The sequence below is a fragment of the Xanthomonas rydalmerensis genome, from assembly GCF_033170385.1.
GTDB lineage: Bacteria > Pseudomonadota > Gammaproteobacteria > Xanthomonadales > Xanthomonadaceae > Xanthomonas_A > Xanthomonas_A rydalmerensis.
This window is the reverse complement of sequence record NZ_CP126170.1, coordinates 4638112-4653102: the sequence shown is the minus strand read 5'-3', so window position 1 is coordinate 4653102 and position 14991 is coordinate 4638112. Positions and strand designations below refer to the sequence as shown.

The window sequence follows — 14991 nt, the reverse complement described above, 5'->3', positions numbered from 1 at the left end:
ATCCCCAATCCCCAATCCCAGCCTCACCCCAGCCAGCGATACAGCGCCCCGCCCACCTGATACAGGCTGATGCCCAGCACCAGCAGGCCCACCGACACCAGCACCCAGCGCTCGCGCACGCGCTTGACCAGCAGCGCCGCCAGCGGCGCGGCGAGCATGCCGCCCACCAGCAGGCCGAGCACGATGTCCAGGTGCTGCACGCCCATGGTCAGCAGGAAGGTCAGCGAGATCGACAGCGTCACCAGGAACTCGGCGGCGTTGACCGTGCCGATGGTGGTGCGGGCCTGGCCGCCGTGGGCGAGCAGGGTCGAGGTCGCCACCGGCCCCCAGCCGCCACCGCCGCTGGCGTCGAGCAGGCCGGCGACGAAGCCCAGCAGCGGCACCCGCCGCACCTCGCGGCGCGGCAGCGCCCGTCCGGCCGCGCGCAGCAGGATCAGCACCGCCAGCGCGAGCAGGTACAGATAGACGAAGGGGCGGATCAACTCGCCCGGCAACTGCGTCAGCACGTAGGCGCCGGCGACGCCGCCGACCATGCCGGGCAGTGCCAGGCGCAGGAACAGCCGCTTGTCGACGTTGCCCAGCGCCAGGTGCGACAGCCCGGAGGCACCGGTGGTGAACACCTCGGCACTGTGCACGCTGGCGCTGACCACTGCCGGCGGCAGGCCCAGGCTCAGCAGGACCGACGAGGAGACCAGGCCGAAGGCCATGCCCAGCGCGCCGTCCACCAGCTGCGCGGCCAGGCCGACCAGCACGAACCAATAGAAGGTCTCGCTCAGCACCATCGCGCCGGGCCTACCGACCCAAGGCGGTCAGCGTGCGCCGTACAGCACCACGGTCTTGCCGCGGGCATGCAGGATGCCGTCGACCTGCAGTTTCTTCAGCACCCGCCCGGCCATCTCGCGCGAGCAGCCGACCAGCCGCGCGAGTTCCTGCCGCGACACGCGCAACTGCATGCCCTGCGGATGGCTCATCGCCTCCGGCTCCTGCGCCAGGTCGTGCAGGGTGCGCACGATGCGGTCGGTGACGTCCAGGAACGCCAGGCGGCTGGCCTTGCGCGAGGTGTCCAGCAGACGCTTGGACAACTGCACGCCGATCGCGAACAGCACCCGCGGCGCATCGGACGACAGCGAGCCCAGGAACAGCTGATGCAGGCGCTCGTAGCTGATCTCGGCCAGCTCGCAGGGCGTGCGGGTGCGCAGGATCACCTCGCGTTGGTCGGACTCGATGAACAGCCCCATCTCGCCGACGAACTCGCCGCTGCCGAAATAGCCCAGCACCAACTCGCGGTCGTCATCTTCCTCGGCGATGATGCTGACCGAGCCGCTGACCACGTAGTACAGGGTGCCGGCCGGATCGCCAGGCCTGAACACATCCGTCCGCGCCGGATAGCGGCGACGGTGGCTGTGGGCCAGGAAGCGGTCGATGGTGGCGGTGTCCAACGTCAAAGGACTTGGAGCGATGCGCACAGGTGCTGCAGTGGATGTGTTTCCGGGGCTCATGGCGGCTTCGCTACGGCGTAATTCCTGAAGCTTAACGGGACGCGTTCGCGGCGGCAAACAAGAGACGGACGCCACGTTTCGCGACGCGGCCATTTGGCTCATAATTGATTGGCTTTCCCCCCGACCAACTTCCAGAGGATCCACGCCGTGGTCAAGCCGTTGCCTCGCCTGAGGCTGCAAGGTTTCAACAACCTCACCAAGGCGTTGAGCTTCAACATCTACGACGTCTGCTACGCGATCTCCGAAGAGGAGCGCCAGCGCTACATCGAGTACATCGACGAGCAGTACGACGCCGATCGCCTGACCCAGATCCTCACCGATGTGGCCGAGATCATCGGCGCCAACATCCTCAACATCGCGCGCCAGGACTACGATCCGCAGGGCGCCTCGGTGACGATCCTGATCTCCGAAGAGCCGGTCATCGACAAGAAGGCGGCCGGCAAGGAGATCATTTCCGATGCCGTGGTCGCGCACATGGACAAGAGCCACATCACCGTCCATACCTACCCGGAAACCCATCCGCAGCACGGTATCGCCACGTTCCGCGCCGACATCGACGTCGCCACCTGCGGTGTCATTTCGCCGCTGAAGGCCCTCAATTACCTGATCGAGAGCCTGGAATCGGACATCGTGATCATGGACTACCGCGTGCGCGGCTTCACCCGCGACGTGAAGGGCAAGAAGCACTACATCGACCACAAGATCAACTCGATCCAGAACTTCCTGGCCAAGAACGTCAAGTCGCGCTACGAGATGTTCGACGTCAACGTCTACCAGGAGAACATCTTCCACACCAAGATGCACCTGAAGGACTTCGACCTGGACCAGTACCTGTTCGAGGAAAAGGCCAAGAACCTCTCGTTCAAGGAGCGCATGCGCATCGAGGCGCTGCTCAAGCGCGAGATCGAGGAGCTGTTCCACGGGCGCAACCTGTCCGAGTAAGCGACCTCGTCACGGCGGGACGGCCCGCCCGCAGCCTGCGCTGCGACCCCTGCCGACGGCGGCCCGATGTGCAGACATCGGGCCGTTTTCATTTGGATTTGTCTACGGAGAAAGACAATGCCTTGGATCTACCTGTTGCTCGCCGGTCTGTTCGAGATCGGCTTCGCCCTCGGCCTGAAGTACAGCGAAGGCTTCACCCGGCTCTGGCCGACCGTGGCCACCCTGGCCGGTGCTGGCCTGAGCCTGTGGTTGCTGACCCAGGCGCTCAAGCACATCCCGCTGGGCACCGCCTATGCGATCTGGACCGGGATCGGCGCATTGGGCACGGCCACGCTCGGCATCGTCCTGTTCGGCGACAGCGCCTCGCCGGCGCGGCTGGCCTGCATCGGCCTGATCGTGGTCGGGGTGATCGGCCTGAAGCTGGTCGGCCACTGAGCGCGGCCAGCGCTGGGCTCAGGCGACGACGGTGCGGCGCCGGGTCAGTACCCGGCCGATCAGCATCCGGTGCGCGATCACCGCCAGCAGGGCGACGATCGACAGCACGATCATCGCGCGGGTGAACACGCTGCCGAGGTTGCCGGCGTGCTGCAGCTGGTCCAGGCGCCCGAAGCGCGAGGGATCGGCGTTGGCGTAGGCGATCTCGACGGTGGCACCGTCCAGCAGCAGCGGCGCGGCTTCGGCACCGCTGGCTTCGAAGGCGCCGCTGTGCAGGCGGCCCTTGCTCTCGAACACGTAATGGAAGCGGTAGCGCACCAGCGGCTCGGTCTGTACGCCGAAGGCGCCGTCGGCGATCACCGGCACGGTGGCGACCGAATGGTCGCGCAGGATCGCGCTGGCCTGGCGATAGTCGCCGAGCAGGTGATGCAGCAGGGCGCCGCCGCCGAGCGCGAACAGGGTCGCGAACAACAGGCGCGACAACCAGCGGGTGCGGGGCGAAGGCAGATGGAGGTGGAGCGAAGAGGCGGGCATGGCAATCGGCAGGCGGAGCGCACGCGGGCGTGACTCGGCGGGGGTACATCGGATGACTGCGGCACGGGGGAGATGCTGCGGCGGAAGCGGCGTGCGTCGACGTGGATCAGTCAGCGTTCGTTCACTTTAACCCGATTGGGCCGACAATGCCAGTCGGCCCGGTCGCAGCCCGACCGGCGGGCGGCTACAGCCGATAGGCGACCGCCTTCATCAGGCGCGAGGCGGCGGCCATGACCGTGGGGATCGGCGGCGGCAGGCGCCGCGCCCCGGCCTGTTCGGCATGCTCGGCGTGGCGGGCCTCGTCGGCCTTCATCACCTTCAGCACGTCGCGGCTGCGCAGGTCCGCCGGCGGCAGGGTCTGCAGGTGTTCGTCCAGGTGCGCCTCGACCTGACGCTCGGTCTCGACCACGAAGCCCAGGTTCCAGCCGTCGCCGCGCAGCCCGGCCAGGGTGCCGATCGCGTAGCTGCCGGCGTACCACAGGGGATTGAACAGGCTGGGGCGGCTGTCCAGTTCGCGCAGCCGCGCCGCGCACCAGGCCAGGTGGTCGGTTTCTTCCTGCGCCGCCTCCAGCAGGTGCGCACGCGTGGCCGGATCGCGCGCGACCGCGGCCTGGCCGAAGTACAGGCCCTGCGCGCAGACCTCGCCGACGTGGTTGATGCGCATCAGGCCGGCGGCATGGCGCCGCTCGTCCGGCGCCAGCACCACATCGGCGGTGGCCGCGGCGGGGTAGGGGCGCTGCGCCGGCGGGTCGCCGAACACGGTTTCCAGCGCGCGCTGGGCCTCGACCAGGGCGCGATCGAGCGGGGAATGCTGGCGGCTGGCCGTCATGGGGAAAAGCCCGGAAGCGGTGGGGACCCCGATTTTCGCCGCCGGCCGGCGCACTGCCAAGCGCGCCGCCGGTCCTGCCGACTCCGGTCAGGGCGGACTTGCGCGCTGCGGCCGGGCCACGTAGAATTCCGCCTCTTGCGTTTTTGCAATTCACAACGCGTGGCAAAGTTCCGGCCGTTCGCTGCAGGAATCCGCCCGACCAACCGAGTCTGATCATGAGCACCTTCACTGCTAAGTCCGAGACCGTCCAGCGCGACTGGTATCTCGTCGACGCCGCCGGCAAAACGCTGGGCCGGCTTTCCACCGAATTGGCCCGCCGCCTGCGCGGCAAGCACAAGCCGGTCTACACCCCGCACGTCGATACCGGCGATTACCTGGTGGTGATCAACGCCGAGAAGATCGTCGTCACCGGCAACAAGCTCAAGGACAAGAAGTACCACCGCTTCACCGGCTACATCGGCAACCTGAAGACCGAGAGCCTGGAGCAGGCGCTGGAGCGCCACCCGGAGCGCGTGATCGAAATCGCCGTCAAGGGCATGCTGCCCAAGGGCCCGCTGGGTCGCGCGATGTACCGCAAGCTCAAGGTCTATTCCGGTGCGGAGCATCCGCACGCCGCTCAGCAGCCGCAGGTTCTGGATATCTAATCATGGCGATTTCGCAAAACTACGGCACTGGCCGCCGCAAGTCCTCCACTGCCCGCGTGTTCCTGCGCAAGGGCACCGGCAACATCTCCGTCAACGGCCGTCCGCTGGACGAGTTCTTCGGCCGCGAGACCGCGCGCATGATCGTGCGCCAGCCGCTGGAGCTGACCAAGAACACCGAGAGCTTCGACATCCTGGTCACCGCCACCGGCGGCGGCACCACCGGCCAGGCCGGTGCGATCCGTCTGGGCATCGCCCGTGCGCTGGTCGAGTACGACGAAACCCTGAAGACCGAGCTGCGCAAGGCCGGCTTCATGACCCGCGACGCCCGCGAAGTCGAGCGTAAGAAGGTCGGTCTGCACAAGGCCCGTCGCGCCACCCAGTTCTCCAAGCGCTGATCCATCGCGCCTGGCGTGGGCTCCTTCGGGAGCCCGCTGGGACCAAGCAAAAGCCCGGCTTCGGCCGGGCTTTTGTCGTTCTGGGCCGCGGTTTGTGCTGGAAGCATGGTCATGCCGCCACGGACTGGATGCGATAGATCTGCTTTAAGTATTTGGGCGACTGCCGGCTGGTCTGAAGATCCGTGTCGCCTCAAAAGATTCGCGCCTGCAGAGCTAGGGTGCGTACGCCCTGCCGCTGCAAGCCGAATGACAGCTCTTTCTCCGTCGGGGTCTTCCTCGGTGTATCGGGTTCCATCTGGTGGAGTAGCCCCCTTGGAGTCCAAGGGGGCGCGCCGACAGGCGCGGGGATGTGGAGGCGGAAGGGCTGGGGCCCGCGCCTTGCGTAGCAAGGCGTGGGGCGCAGGCGCATGGCGCCTGCGCAAACCCCGCGCCAAATAAAAAAGAAGGCCGATCGCAAGATCGGCCTTCTTTTTTATTTGGCTGCCCCGGATGGATTCGAACCACCGAATGCCTGAGTCAGAGTCAGGTGCCTTACCGCTTGGCGACGGGGCAATGTGGACTGCAAGTATCGCACGCCTTGGGCGTACACACCATGGTGGCTATGGGTGGACTCGAACCACCGACCCCAGCATTATGAGTGCTGTGCTCTAACCGGCTGAGCTACATAGCCTTGGTGAACCGCCAATTCTTATAGAGAAGCGCGCGGCTGTCAACGGGTTTCTACGCTGCTTGTGGCCCGGCCGCAGCCATGGCAGAGTCGGAGCCAGTAGATTTTTCAGGAGTCCGCATCGTGATCGATCCGGACGGCTATCGACCGAACGTAGGCATCGTGCTGATGCGGCCGGATGGTCAGGTGTTCTGGGCACGTCGTGTGCGCCGGGACGGCTGGCAGTTCCCGCAGGGCGGCATGAACACCGACGAGACCCCGGTGGAGGCCATGTACCGCGAGTTGCGCGAAGAAACCGGGCTGTTGCCCGAGCACGTGGAAGTGCTCGGCGCCACCCCCGGTTGGCTGCGCTATCGCCTGCCCAGCCGGGCCATCCGCCGCAACGAGCGCCAGGTCTGCATCGGCCAGAAGCAGGTCTGGTTCCTGCTGCGGATGCAGTGCGACGAGAGCCAGCTGAACCTGGAACTGACCGAAACGCCGGAGTTCGACCACTGGCGCTGGGTCGATTTCTGGTACCCGGTGGAGCACGTGGTGCTGTTCAAGCGTGGCGTCTACGCGCGGGCGCTGCGCCACCTGGCGCCGCTGGCGCAGAGCATCGCCGGTGCCGGCATCCGTGCCATGCCGACCCTGGCCCAGGAGGCCTGGTTGCCGGGCAATACCGCCGGCCACGATCGGCCGCGCAAGCGTCCACGCAAGCGCGGCGGGCCCTGGGCGGCGCGGATTAATAACGATTAACGGGCGGAATTGACAACCATTCTCACTTTGGTTTGAATGGGCGCCAGGCGCAGTCCGCGCCGTCCGCCGCCAAGCCCGCCGTGTACGTCTGCATCTGCAATGGGGTCACCGATCGCCAGATCCGCGAAGCCGCCGAAGCCGGCTGCCGCAGCGTGTCCGAACTGACCATGCGTACCGGTTGCGGTGCCACCTGCGGCTCCTGCCTGGACATGGCCGGCGACCTGCTGCAGCGCGCGCTGAGCCGCGAGCTGCCATTGCCGGTGCTGGGCGGCCTGGCCCGCGCCGCCTGAGTCCCGTCGCCGCGCTGCGGCGCATTCGGGATGATCACGATTCGCGTTCCTTCACGCCGCGGCGCGATTCGCTAGAGTCTGCGCTTTCCGGCTTTACGCGAGCGATGCAATGAAGGGCGACAGCAAAGTCATCGAGTTCCTCAACAAGGTCCTCTACAACGAGCTGACCGCGATCAACCAGTACTTCCTGCACGCCAAGATGCTGAAGAACTGGGGCCTGAAGGAACTGGCCGAGCACGAGTACAAGGAATCCATCGACGAGATGAAGCACGCCGACAAGCTGGCGGACCGCATCCTGTTCCTCGAGGGACTTCCCAACTTCCAGGCACTGGGCAAGCTGCGCATCGGCGAGAACCCCAAGGAAATCCTCGAGTGCGACCTGGCGCTGGAGCAGGAAGGCACCGTCACCCTGCGCGACGGCATCGCCTACGCCGAATCGATCCAGGACTACGTCAGCCGCCAGTTGCTGGCCGACATCCTGGAATCGGAAGAAGAGCACATCGACTGGCTGGAAACCCAGCTCGACCTGATCGAGCGCATCGGCGAGCCGAACTACCTGCTGACCAAGCTCGACGACTGAATCGTCGGCGCATGACGCCGCGGCGCTGGCCTGTGTCCGCGCCGCGCTGGATGCTGTACGCCCCGCACTCCCGGATATGCGTCGGCGTTGTCGTGCGCGTGTAGGAGCCGCTTCAGCCGCGACGCGGTGCCGGCGGACCGTCGCCGCTGATCCTGAAAAGTGGCGCATGCCGCTCCTGCGCGGGTCCATGCGGACGGCATAGCATCGGCATCGCGCGACGTCGCTCTCTTTGTGCGAGCGGCTTTTCAGCCGCGATGGCTTTATCGGTAACGCCCGGTCGCGGCTGACGCGGCTCCTACGAGGAAAGCAGCAGGCCGTGCGTCTGCGTCTTCGATGCACTGTGGCCAGGTCTTGCGGGCGTGCGTGTCGCCCGCAGTCGTGGCGCAGTGCGATGTCGCGCTACGGCGCGGCGGGTTCGGCGTTGTCGCGGACGCTGGCGCGGTAGCCGTTCAGCGCCAGGCGCGCGCGTGCGAACTCGGCGATCACCAGGGCGACTGCGACCACCGGGCGATCCAGGGTGCCGGTGCGCACGCCCGACTCGATGCGCAGTGCCGCTGCCGACAGCGCCAGTGCGCCGAGGTTGGCGGCCGAGGATTTCAGCGTGTGCGCGGCCTCGCGCAGCGCGTCGGGCTCCGACGTCGCCGCGGCCTGCTCCAGGCGCTGGATCAGCAGCGGCGCATCGGCCAGGAACAGCTCGACGATCTGCGCGACGCTGGCGCTGCCGATGACATCGCGCAGTTCGTCGAGCACGGCGATCTCCAGCACCGGCGCCGGCACGGCGGGGGGCTCGACCACCGCGTCGGCGTCGGTCGCGTCGGTCGGCGCGGACGTCGCCACGGTGGATGCCGATGCCGCATCGGGCTTTGCGGCAACCGGTGCCTGCGCTTCGCCTTGTGGAGCGGGCTGCGCCTCCGCGGATGTCTTGGCAAGAGGGATCGTGTCCGGCACATGGCCGCTCGCGGCGATCTCCGGCGCTGTTTGCGGTGCCGCTGCTGCGGCGGGCTCGGGCGCGAACGCCGCGCTGGCCGGCATGGCCACCGGCTGCAGCGGCAGCCAGCGTTGCAGGCATGCTTCCAGCCGCGTGCGGTCGATCGGCTTGGACAGGTAATCGTCCATGCCGGCATCGAGGCAGCGCTGGCGGTCGCCGGCCATCGCGTTGGCGGTCATCGCCAGGATCGGCAGGCGCGGGCGCCCCGTCTCGGCCTCGCGCTGACGCCATTGCCGGGTGGCGGCGTAACCGTCCAGTACCGGCATCTGGCAGTCCATCATCACCAGGTCGTAGGGCTGCCGCGCCAACTGCGCCAGCGCGGCGGCGCCGTCCTCGACGCTGTCGGCGTGGTGGCCGAGCGATTCCAGCAGCCGCTTCGCCACCATCAGGTTGACCGGATTGTCCTCGACCAGCAGCAGCCGGTAGCCGCTGCGCGGCGGTGGCGCATCGGTCACGGCGGTCGCCGGGTCTGCGGCGAGCACCGGCGCGGGGGTGTGCATGGCGTCGGTCGCGAAGGCGTCGTGGTAGAACTCGCCAGCGTTGGCGGTGCCGTCGCCCGCGGCTTCATTGGTCATGCTCGGGGTCGCCGGCGCCAGCGCCAGCATGCTGCGCAGGTCGATGTCGGCGGCCTGCCGCGACAGCAACGCGCCGTGCGCGCGGATCTCCTCGGGAATGTCGGCCTCGCCGTACAGCCAGATCAGCCGCGCGGTCTGCGGCGCCGGCAGTCGCGCCACCGCGCGCTGCAGGGCGCGCGCGCTCTGGCGCAGGCCGTCGAGGTCGCCGATCACCAGGTCGTAGGCCGGGCGCACGCCGCTGCCGTTGCCGCGCAGCCGCTCCAGCGCTTCCTGGGTCGAATCGACCTTGCTCACCTGCACGCCCCAGTTCGGCAGCAGTACGCTCAGGCGTTGCTGCAGGCGCTGGTCGGCGCCGACCAGCAACGCATGCAGCCGCGGCAGCCCGCCCGGGCTCTGCGGCAGGTCGCCGATCACCTTCAGCAGCGGAATCTCGAACCAGAACGTGGCGCCCTGGCCCTGCCGCGACACGACGCCGATGCGCCCGCCCATCAGCTCGACGATGCGCTTGCAGATGGTCAGGCCCAGCCCGGTGCCGCCATACAGGCGGGTGGTGGAGGCGTCGGCCTGGGTGAAGGCCTGGAACAGGTGCTCCTGGCGATCGGCGCTGATGCCGATGCCGGTGTCGCGCACCTCGAAGCGCAGCAAGTGCTGCGCCGGAGTCTCGCCGAGCCGGCGCACGCCCAGGTCGATGGCGCCGCGCGCGGTGAACTTGACCGCATTGCCGAGCAGGTTGCTCAGCACCTGGCGCAGGCGCACCGGATCGCCGCGCACCGGCAGGCGCACCGCCGGGTCCAGTTGCAGCGCCATGCGCAGGCCCTTGGCCTCGGCCGCGCGCTGCATCAGCTCCAGCACGCCGTCGAGCAGCTCGCGCAGGTTGAAGGTGGTGATCTCCAGCTCCAGCCGGTTCGCTTCGAGCTTGGAGTAATCGAGGATGTCGTCGACGATGCGCAGCAGTTGCAGCGAGGAGGTGCTGGCCGCGCGCAGCATCTCGCGCTGGTCCAGGCCGAGCGGGCCGCGTCCGATCAGTTCCAGCATCGGGATGATGCCGTTGAGCGGCGTGCGGATCTCGTGGCTCATCGTCGCCAGGAACTCGCCCTTGGCCAGCACCGCCGCTTCAGCCGCCTGGGTGGCCGCCTCTGCGGCCTGCTTGGCCTGCAGCAGCTCCTTTTCCAGCCGCTCGCGCGCGTGCACGTCGTGCTGCAGGGCGTTGCGCTCGGACTCGGCCAGGGCCGCACGCGCCAGCGCCGCATCCAGGCGTTCGATCTGCTGGCGCGCCCGGCAGCCGGCGACGGTGGCCAGGGCCGCGGCGGCGGCCATGCACAGCGGCGCCAGCCAGTGCCACGGCGCCGGCAACGGCAGCGCCAACGGCGGCAGCGCAAGCAAGGTGCCGGCGACGGCGAGCGCCGCGGCGAAGGCCGCCGGCCACGGAACGGGCCGGCGTCTGCGGTCGGACATGGCTAGAGCACCGCGTTCTGGAAGTCGAAGTTCAGCTGGTCGCCGACCGACTGCACCAGGTTGCCCTGGATGAAATCGACTCCGCCCATCCACATCGCCGCTGCCGCCTGCGCCTGCTCGATCTGCTGGCCGATGATCAGCAGTCCGGCGCGGTGCGCCAGATCGATGGTGGCGCGCAGTTGGTCGCGCAGTTCGGGGTCGGCATGCGCGCCGGCGAAGCGCGCCGACAGGCGCAGATAGCCCAGCGGCAAATGCGCCAGCAGCGCTTCGGCTTCGGCGCCCGGTTCGAACTGGCTGATGCAGAATTGCACGCCCAGCGGCATCAGCCGTGCGCAGAACTGCTGCAGCGTGGCGGTATGGACCAGGGCATCGTCCAGGCGCAGGTCGATCACCAGCGACGTGCCGGTGACGCCGCGGCGGCCGATGGTCTCGATCAGCCACTCGGCGAAGGCGGTGCGCGCCAGCGTACGCGTGGACTGCGAGACGAACAGGCGCAGCGGCGGGGTGGCGTGCTGGTACAGATGCAGCAGGCCCAGCGCGTGGTCCAGCACCTGCTGGTCGAGGTCTGCGATGCGTCCGCCGGCTTCGGCGGCCGGCAGGATCTGTCCGGCCGAGAGCAGGCTGCCGTCGCGCTGACGCAGGCGCAGCAGCACCTGGTACTGGGCGATGTCGCCGCCGGCGACCGCGACGATCGGCTGGTAGGCCGGCTCCAGTTGCCCTTCCAGCATCGCGATGCGCTGCAGATCCTCTTCCGCCTGAGGCGGCACGTAGACGGCGACGCCCTGCGGATGCAGCCGCGCCTGCAGTGCGCTGCGTTCGACCGCTTCCAGCGCGCTGCCGGCGTCCTCGAAGCCATGGCCGAAGTCGGCGTAGCCGACCGCGCAGCGCAGGTGCAGCGCCTCGTCCTCGCGCAGCGCGAAGGCGTGGCCGGACAGGGTGTCGCGCAGGCGCTGCGCGCGTTGCCGCTGCGTGTCGGCGTCGGCGTCCTCGGCCAGCAGCAGGAAGCTGTTGTCGTTGAGCCGCGCCAGCGGCTGCGGCGCGGTGATGCCGGCCAGGCGGCGCCCGGCCTGCACCATCAGCCGCTCGAACGCGGCGTAGCCGTAGCGTTCGCGCAAGCCGAGCGCGCTGGCGATCTCGATGAAGTACAGGCTGCCGGGGCGGCGCGCGCGCAGCGTCGTGTCCAGCAGTTGCAGCAGATGGGCGCGGGTCGGCAGGCCGGTCTCGGGGTTGTTCAGCGGCACCGCCTCGGCGTGGCCCTGCTGGGCCTGTTGGCGGGCACGGCGGATGCGGTTGGACACCGCGGCGATCAGGTGCCGCGGCCGGATCGGCTTGGTCAGGAAGTCGTCGGCGCCGCTGTCGAGCACTTCGTACTCCAGCTCCGGATCCGCGTCGCCGGACAGGAACACGATCGGCAGCAACTGATGCTGCGGCTGCTGGCGGATCAGCGCGGTCAGGCGCATGCCGTCCAGTCCCGGCATGTGCAGGTCCATCAGGATCAGGTCCGGCCGGTAGTCGAGGATGGCCTGCTGCACGCCTTCGGCCTGCATCTGCACCTGCGCGTGCATGCCGGCGCCATGCAGCACGCTCTGCGCGAACAGCGCCTGCGCGCGGTCGTCCTCGACGATCAGTACGCGGTACGGCGCGGCCGCTTCCTGTGCGGCGTGATCGGCGTCGGCGTCGGCGACCAGGAAGGCGGCCGCGCTGGCGTCGGCCGGGCCATCGTCGTGCTCGCTGCTGGCCAGCGGCATGGCGGACGCCGCGGCGCGGTCGGCAGGCGCGGGATCGGAGGCGAGGTCGGCGGGCGCGGCGACGTGCTCCGCATCGCCGACCCAGCGGCGCCAGTAGTGCGGCGGCGGAGTCTCGGCGCGGACGGCGCGCGCGCGCGGGTCCTCGCGATGGGAAAGCGGAGCGGCGTCGTTGGCGGGCATCGCGTCTGGTTCCTGGTGCGCGTCCAATTATGCGATCAAGTTCGCGAAGGCTGCGTGCCTTGCGGCGCGGCGGGCGCCGACGCCGGCGCCAGCAGGCGGCGCATGCCCCGCCACAGCAGGCGCCACGTCCACCACACCAGCAGCGCGCCGAGCGCGCTCGCCGTCAGCACCACCGCCAGCGCCAGCCACGGATGCGCCAGGGCCAGCGCCAGTGCGGCGATCACCACCGAATCCTCGGCCAGCGAGGCGATCCAGTTGCTGGCCGGCTCCGGCGAGGTGTTGAGCAGGGCGCGGGTACCGGCCTTGAGCGCGTGGCTGGTCAGGGCCACGCCGGCTCCGGTAGCGAGCGCACCCGCGCTGAGCTGGCCGTCGGGCGAGAGCGTGGCCGCGGCCAGGAAGGCGCCGGCCGGAATCCGGGTCAGGGTCTGCAGCAGGTCCCACACCGAATCCACGCCGGGGATCTTGTCGGCGAAGAACTCGGCCAGCGCCAGCGCGCCGGAGGTGCCCAGCACCCACCACGACTGCGTCGCCTGCAGTGCCGGCGGCAGCTCCAGCCAGCCGCACAGGCCGGCCAGGCCGATCCCGAACACGGTCAGGTAGACGCGGATGCCGGCCAGCCAGGCCAGCAGGATGCCGATTACGAAGAGATGGGCGTCGGTCATGGCAGGCGCTCCTGCAACTGCACGGATGCCGGCCACTATCGGCCAAGCCCGCCACGAAGGCCAGCCCGCGGCGCGGGCTGGCCGTGCAGTCCGGCGCCGCTCAGGAGGGTGGCTTACACTAGGTGGCCCAGCAGGCCGACCCGCGAGGATCGACGCCGGCGCCGCCTTGGTGGCGCGGCCGCGCGCATGAACCGACCCGTTCCCCGTTTCCAGATCGTGCCCAATGGCGCCACGCCGCCGCGCGGCCGGACCGTCTGGCTGTTGCTCGCCGGGCTGTGGCTGCTGTCGCTGGCGTTGACCTGGTGGCTGGCCAGCCGCCAGGCCGCGCCGCGGCTCAGTGCGGTCAGCGCGCAGTTGCGCGAGGCCGAGCGCAACCTGCAGGCGCAGCAGCGGCAGATCGAGACGCTCAACCAGCGCCAGGCCACCCTGGCCCGGTCCGACCAGATCAGCCGCGCCGCCAACAACGAGGTGCAGAGTTCGCTGGCCGAGCGCGACGAGGAAATCGCCGGATTGCGTGCCGACGTGGCGTTCTACGAGCGCCTGGTCGGCGCGACCAGCCAGCGCAAGGGCCTGAGCGTGCACTCGGTGGAGTTCTCCGCCGAGGCCGGCGGCACCTGGCGCTACAACGTGGTGCTGACCCAGAACCTCAACCGCGGGGCGATCAGCCAGGGGCAGCTGCGGCTGACCGTGGAGGGTGTGCGCGGCGGCAAGCTGACCAGCGTGGGCTGGGACGAATTGCACCAGAAGACCGGTGTGCCCGGGCAGGACTACTCGTTCCGCTACTTCCAGCAACTGGATGGCAGCGTGATCCTGCCCAAGGGCTTCACTCCGCAACGGGTGCGGGTGGTGTTGAGCGGCGGCGGGGCGCCGGTCAGCCAGACCTTCGATTGGACATTGGCCGGTAACGGCAAAGGGGAATAATCAGCCTATGTTTGGGAACAAGAACAGCCGCAACAGCGGCCAGACCGTGGTCGATACGCTGATCGGCGCGCAGGTGGTGATCCGCGGCGACCTGGTGTTCAGCGGCGGGCTCTACGTGGAAGGGCGCATCCTCGGCAAGGTCGTGGCCGAGGACGGCGCGCCGGCCACGCTGACCCTGTCCGAGCACGGCAGCATCGAGGGCGAGGTGCGCGCGCCGGTGGTCATCATCAACGGCCAGCTGATCGGCGACGTGCACGCGGCCGAGCGCGTGGAGCTGGCGTCGAAGGCACGGGTGCAGGGCAACGTGCACTACCAGGTGGTGGAGATGAACGCCGGCGCACAGCTGACCGGGCGCCTGATCCACGCCGGCAGCCTGGTCGCGCTGGCGCCGCCGGAAGCGCACCGCGAGCAGGCCGGCAGCGACACCGAGCCGCCGCGTGCGCTGACGGCCGAGACTTGATTCGGGCGCCGGCCGTCCCCATCCTGCCGCCATGAGCACTCTCGTTTCCCTGCCGGGCGCCGCGCCCACGCCCGACTACCAGTCGCTGGAGCGGCCGTTGAACTTCACCGCGGCCGCCGCGGCCAAGGTGCGCGAGTTGATCCGCGAGGAAGGCAACGACGCGCTGGCGCTGCGCGTGTACATCCAGGGCGGTGGCTGTTCCGGCTTCCAGTACGGCTTCGAGTTCGACGAGAACCGTGCCGAGGACGACCTGGCGGTGCAGACCGACCAGGTCACCCTGCTGGTCGACCCGCTCAGCCTGCAGTACCTGATGGGCGCGGAAGTGGATTACAGCGAGGGCCTGCACGGGGCGCAGTTCGTGATCCGCAATCCCAACGCCAAGACCACCTGCGGGTGCGGCAGCAGCTTCAGCGTGTAGACACGCTGCGGCTTGCGGGACGCACGGTTTGCCT

17 protein-coding genes and 2 tRNA genes are annotated in these 14991 nt (G+C 69.0%); 10 read left to right on the top strand and 9 right to left on the bottom strand.

The window, feature by feature from the left end; genetic code table 11:
* Positions 1-23: 23 nt before the first annotated feature.
* Both QN245_RS19825 and crp read right to left on the bottom strand, forming a co-directional pair.
* Positions 24-782 (bottom strand): sulfite exporter TauE/SafE family protein, encoded by a 759-nt coding sequence (locus QN245_RS19825; protein ID WP_317844006.1) that lies wholly within the window; start codon positions 780-782, stop codon positions 24-26.
* Between the two features lie 27 nt (positions 783-809).
* Positions 810-1499: a cAMP-activated global transcriptional regulator CRP gene (gene crp / locus QN245_RS19820; RefSeq protein ID WP_160966431.1), complete on the bottom strand. Its 690-nt coding sequence runs from the start codon at positions 1497-1499 to the stop codon at positions 810-812.
* Positions 1500-1646: 147 nt separating this feature from the next.
* On the opposite strand from crp, the gene speD reads away from it, so the two are divergent.
* Positions 1647-2441, top strand: coding sequence for an adenosylmethionine decarboxylase (gene speD, locus QN245_RS19815; RefSeq protein ID WP_017910332.1), 795 nt, complete (start codon positions 1647-1649; stop codon positions 2439-2441).
* A 117-nt stretch (positions 2442-2558) separates the two neighbouring features.
* Complete coding sequence (sugE, locus tag QN245_RS19810; RefSeq protein WP_184644971.1) at positions 2559-2876, top strand: quaternary ammonium compound efflux SMR transporter SugE; 318 nt, start codon at positions 2559-2561, stop codon at positions 2874-2876.
* A gap of 18 nt (positions 2877-2894) precedes the next feature.
* On the opposite strand, the gene QN245_RS19805 is transcribed toward sugE, so the two are convergent.
* Together QN245_RS19805 and coq7 are read right to left on the bottom strand one after the other, a co-directional pair.
* On the bottom strand, positions 2895-3410 hold the full coding sequence (locus tag QN245_RS19805; RefSeq protein ID WP_317844005.1) for a hypothetical protein: 516 nt from the start codon (positions 3408-3410) through the stop codon (positions 2895-2897).
* 184 nt (positions 3411-3594) lie between these two features.
* Positions 3595-4239 (bottom strand): 2-polyprenyl-3-methyl-6-methoxy-1,4-benzoquinone monooxygenase, encoded by a 645-nt coding sequence (gene coq7 / locus QN245_RS19800; protein ID WP_048489304.1) that lies wholly within the window; start codon positions 4237-4239, stop codon positions 3595-3597.
* Positions 4240-4454: 215 nt separating this feature from the next.
* Between coq7 and rplM the strand changes: the two genes are divergently transcribed.
* Together rplM and rpsI are read left to right on the top strand one after the other, a co-directional pair.
* Entirely contained in the window at positions 4455-4883 is a 429-nt protein-coding gene (rplM, locus tag QN245_RS19795; RefSeq protein ID WP_010341420.1) for a 50S ribosomal protein L13, read from the top strand.
* Between the two features lie 2 nt (positions 4884-4885).
* Positions 4886-5278 carry a 30S ribosomal protein S9 gene (gene rpsI / locus QN245_RS19790; protein WP_010341421.1) on the top strand — a complete coding sequence of 131 codons (393 nt, stop codon included), beginning with the start codon at positions 4886-4888 and terminating at the stop codon, positions 5276-5278.
* A 477-nt stretch (positions 5279-5755) separates the two neighbouring features.
* Here rpsI and QN245_RS19785 read toward each other — a convergent pair.
* A tRNA-Gln gene (locus QN245_RS19785) sits at positions 5756-5830 on the bottom strand.
* 41 nt (positions 5831-5871) lie between these two features.
* Positions 5872-5948, bottom strand: a tRNA-Met gene (locus QN245_RS19780).
* Positions 5949-6068: 120 nt separating this feature from the next.
* On the opposite strand from QN245_RS19780, the gene QN245_RS19775 reads away from it, so the two are divergent.
* The 3 genes from QN245_RS19775 (at position 6069) to bfr (ending at position 7550) form a co-directional block, all read left to right on the top strand.
* A complete protein-coding gene (locus QN245_RS19775) occupies positions 6069-6680 on the top strand; it encodes an RNA pyrophosphohydrolase (RefSeq protein WP_160966437.1) in 612 nt (203 codons plus the stop codon).
* Between the two features lie 80 nt (positions 6681-6760).
* Complete coding sequence (locus QN245_RS19770; RefSeq protein ID WP_160966559.1) at positions 6761-6970, top strand: (2Fe-2S)-binding protein; 210 nt, start codon at positions 6761-6763, stop codon at positions 6968-6970.
* A gap of 109 nt (positions 6971-7079) precedes the next feature.
* The gene (bfr, locus tag QN245_RS19765) at positions 7080-7550 is read left to right on the top strand and encodes a bacterioferritin (protein WP_160966439.1); all 471 of its coding nucleotides are present in this window, start codon (positions 7080-7082) and stop codon (positions 7548-7550) included.
* A gap of 399 nt (positions 7551-7949) precedes the next feature.
* On the opposite strand, the gene QN245_RS19760 is transcribed toward bfr, so the two are convergent.
* The 3 genes from QN245_RS19760 to QN245_RS19750 are packed head-to-tail and all read right to left on the bottom strand — an operon-like array spanning position 7950 to position 13158.
* Positions 7950-10568: an ATP-binding protein gene (locus QN245_RS19760; protein WP_317844004.1), complete on the bottom strand. Its 2619-nt coding sequence runs from the start codon at positions 10566-10568 to the stop codon at positions 7950-7952.
* Between the two features lie 2 nt (positions 10569-10570).
* Positions 10571-12496 carry an EAL domain-containing protein gene (locus tag QN245_RS19755; RefSeq protein ID WP_317844003.1) on the bottom strand — a complete coding sequence of 642 codons (1926 nt, stop codon included), beginning with the start codon at positions 12494-12496 and terminating at the stop codon, positions 10571-10573.
* A 35-nt stretch (positions 12497-12531) separates the two neighbouring features.
* Positions 12532-13158, bottom strand: a complete 627-nt coding sequence (locus QN245_RS19750) for a DUF4126 domain-containing protein (protein WP_184644967.1) — start codon at positions 13156-13158, stop codon at positions 12532-12534.
* A 186-nt stretch (positions 13159-13344) separates the two neighbouring features.
* Here QN245_RS19750 and QN245_RS19745 point away from each other — a divergent pair, with 186 nt between their 5' ends.
* Genes QN245_RS19745 through erpA form a run of 3 tightly spaced genes read left to right on the top strand, consistent with a single transcriptional unit; the run spans position 13345 to position 14957 of the window.
* A complete protein-coding gene (locus QN245_RS19745; protein WP_160966445.1) occupies positions 13345-14079 on the top strand; it encodes a DUF6776 family protein in 735 nt (244 codons plus the stop codon).
* Between the two features lie 7 nt (positions 14080-14086).
* A complete protein-coding gene (locus QN245_RS19740; protein ID WP_184644965.1) occupies positions 14087-14539 on the top strand; it encodes a bactofilin family protein in 453 nt (150 codons plus the stop codon).
* Positions 14540-14570: 31 nt separating this feature from the next.
* A complete protein-coding gene (erpA, locus tag QN245_RS19735) occupies positions 14571-14957 on the top strand; it encodes an iron-sulfur cluster insertion protein ErpA (RefSeq protein WP_160966449.1) in 387 nt (128 codons plus the stop codon).
* Positions 14958-14991 lie beyond the last annotated feature (34 nt).

What these genes read in the sequence shown, in the direction of transcription:
- QN245_RS19825 (WP_317844006.1), bottom strand. Translation starts at nt 782, where the DNA reads ATGGTGCTGAGCGAGACCTTCTATTGGTTCGTGCTGGTCGGCCTGGCC.
- crp (WP_160966431.1), bottom strand. Translation starts at nt 1,499, where the DNA reads ATGAGCCCCGGAAACACATCCACTGCAGCACCTGTGCGCATCGCTCCA.
- sugE (WP_184644971.1), top strand. Translation starts at nt 2,559, where the DNA reads ATGCCTTGGATCTACCTGTTGCTCGCCGGTCTGTTCGAGATCGGCTTC.
- QN245_RS19805 (WP_317844005.1), bottom strand. Translation starts at nt 3,410, where the DNA reads ATGCCCGCCTCTTCGCTCCACCTCCATCTGCCTTCGCCCCGCACCCGC.
- coq7 (WP_048489304.1), bottom strand. Translation starts at nt 4,239, where the DNA reads ATGACGGCCAGCCGCCAGCATTCCCCGCTCGATCGCGCCCTGGTCGAG.
- rplM (WP_010341420.1), top strand. Translation starts at nt 4,455, where the DNA reads ATGAGCACCTTCACTGCTAAGTCCGAGACCGTCCAGCGCGACTGGTAT.
- rpsI (WP_010341421.1), top strand. Translation starts at nt 4,886, where the DNA reads ATGGCGATTTCGCAAAACTACGGCACTGGCCGCCGCAAGTCCTCCACT.
- bfr (WP_160966439.1), top strand. Translation starts at nt 7,080, where the DNA reads ATGAAGGGCGACAGCAAAGTCATCGAGTTCCTCAACAAGGTCCTCTAC.
- QN245_RS19760 (WP_317844004.1), bottom strand. Translation starts at nt 10,568, where the DNA reads ATGTCCGACCGCAGACGCCGGCCCGTTCCGTGGCCGGCGGCCTTCGCC.
- QN245_RS19755 (WP_317844003.1), bottom strand. Translation starts at nt 12,496, where the DNA reads ATGCCCGCCAACGACGCCGCTCCGCTTTCCCATCGCGAGGACCCGCGC.
- QN245_RS19750 (WP_184644967.1), bottom strand. Translation starts at nt 13,158, where the DNA reads ATGACCGACGCCCATCTCTTCGTAATCGGCATCCTGCTGGCCTGGCTG.
- QN245_RS19745 (WP_160966445.1), top strand. Translation starts at nt 13,345, where the DNA reads ATGAACCGACCCGTTCCCCGTTTCCAGATCGTGCCCAATGGCGCCACG.
- QN245_RS19740 (WP_184644965.1), top strand. Translation starts at nt 14,087, where the DNA reads ATGTTTGGGAACAAGAACAGCCGCAACAGCGGCCAGACCGTGGTCGAT.
- erpA (WP_160966449.1), top strand. Translation starts at nt 14,571, where the DNA reads ATGAGCACTCTCGTTTCCCTGCCGGGCGCCGCGCCCACGCCCGACTAC.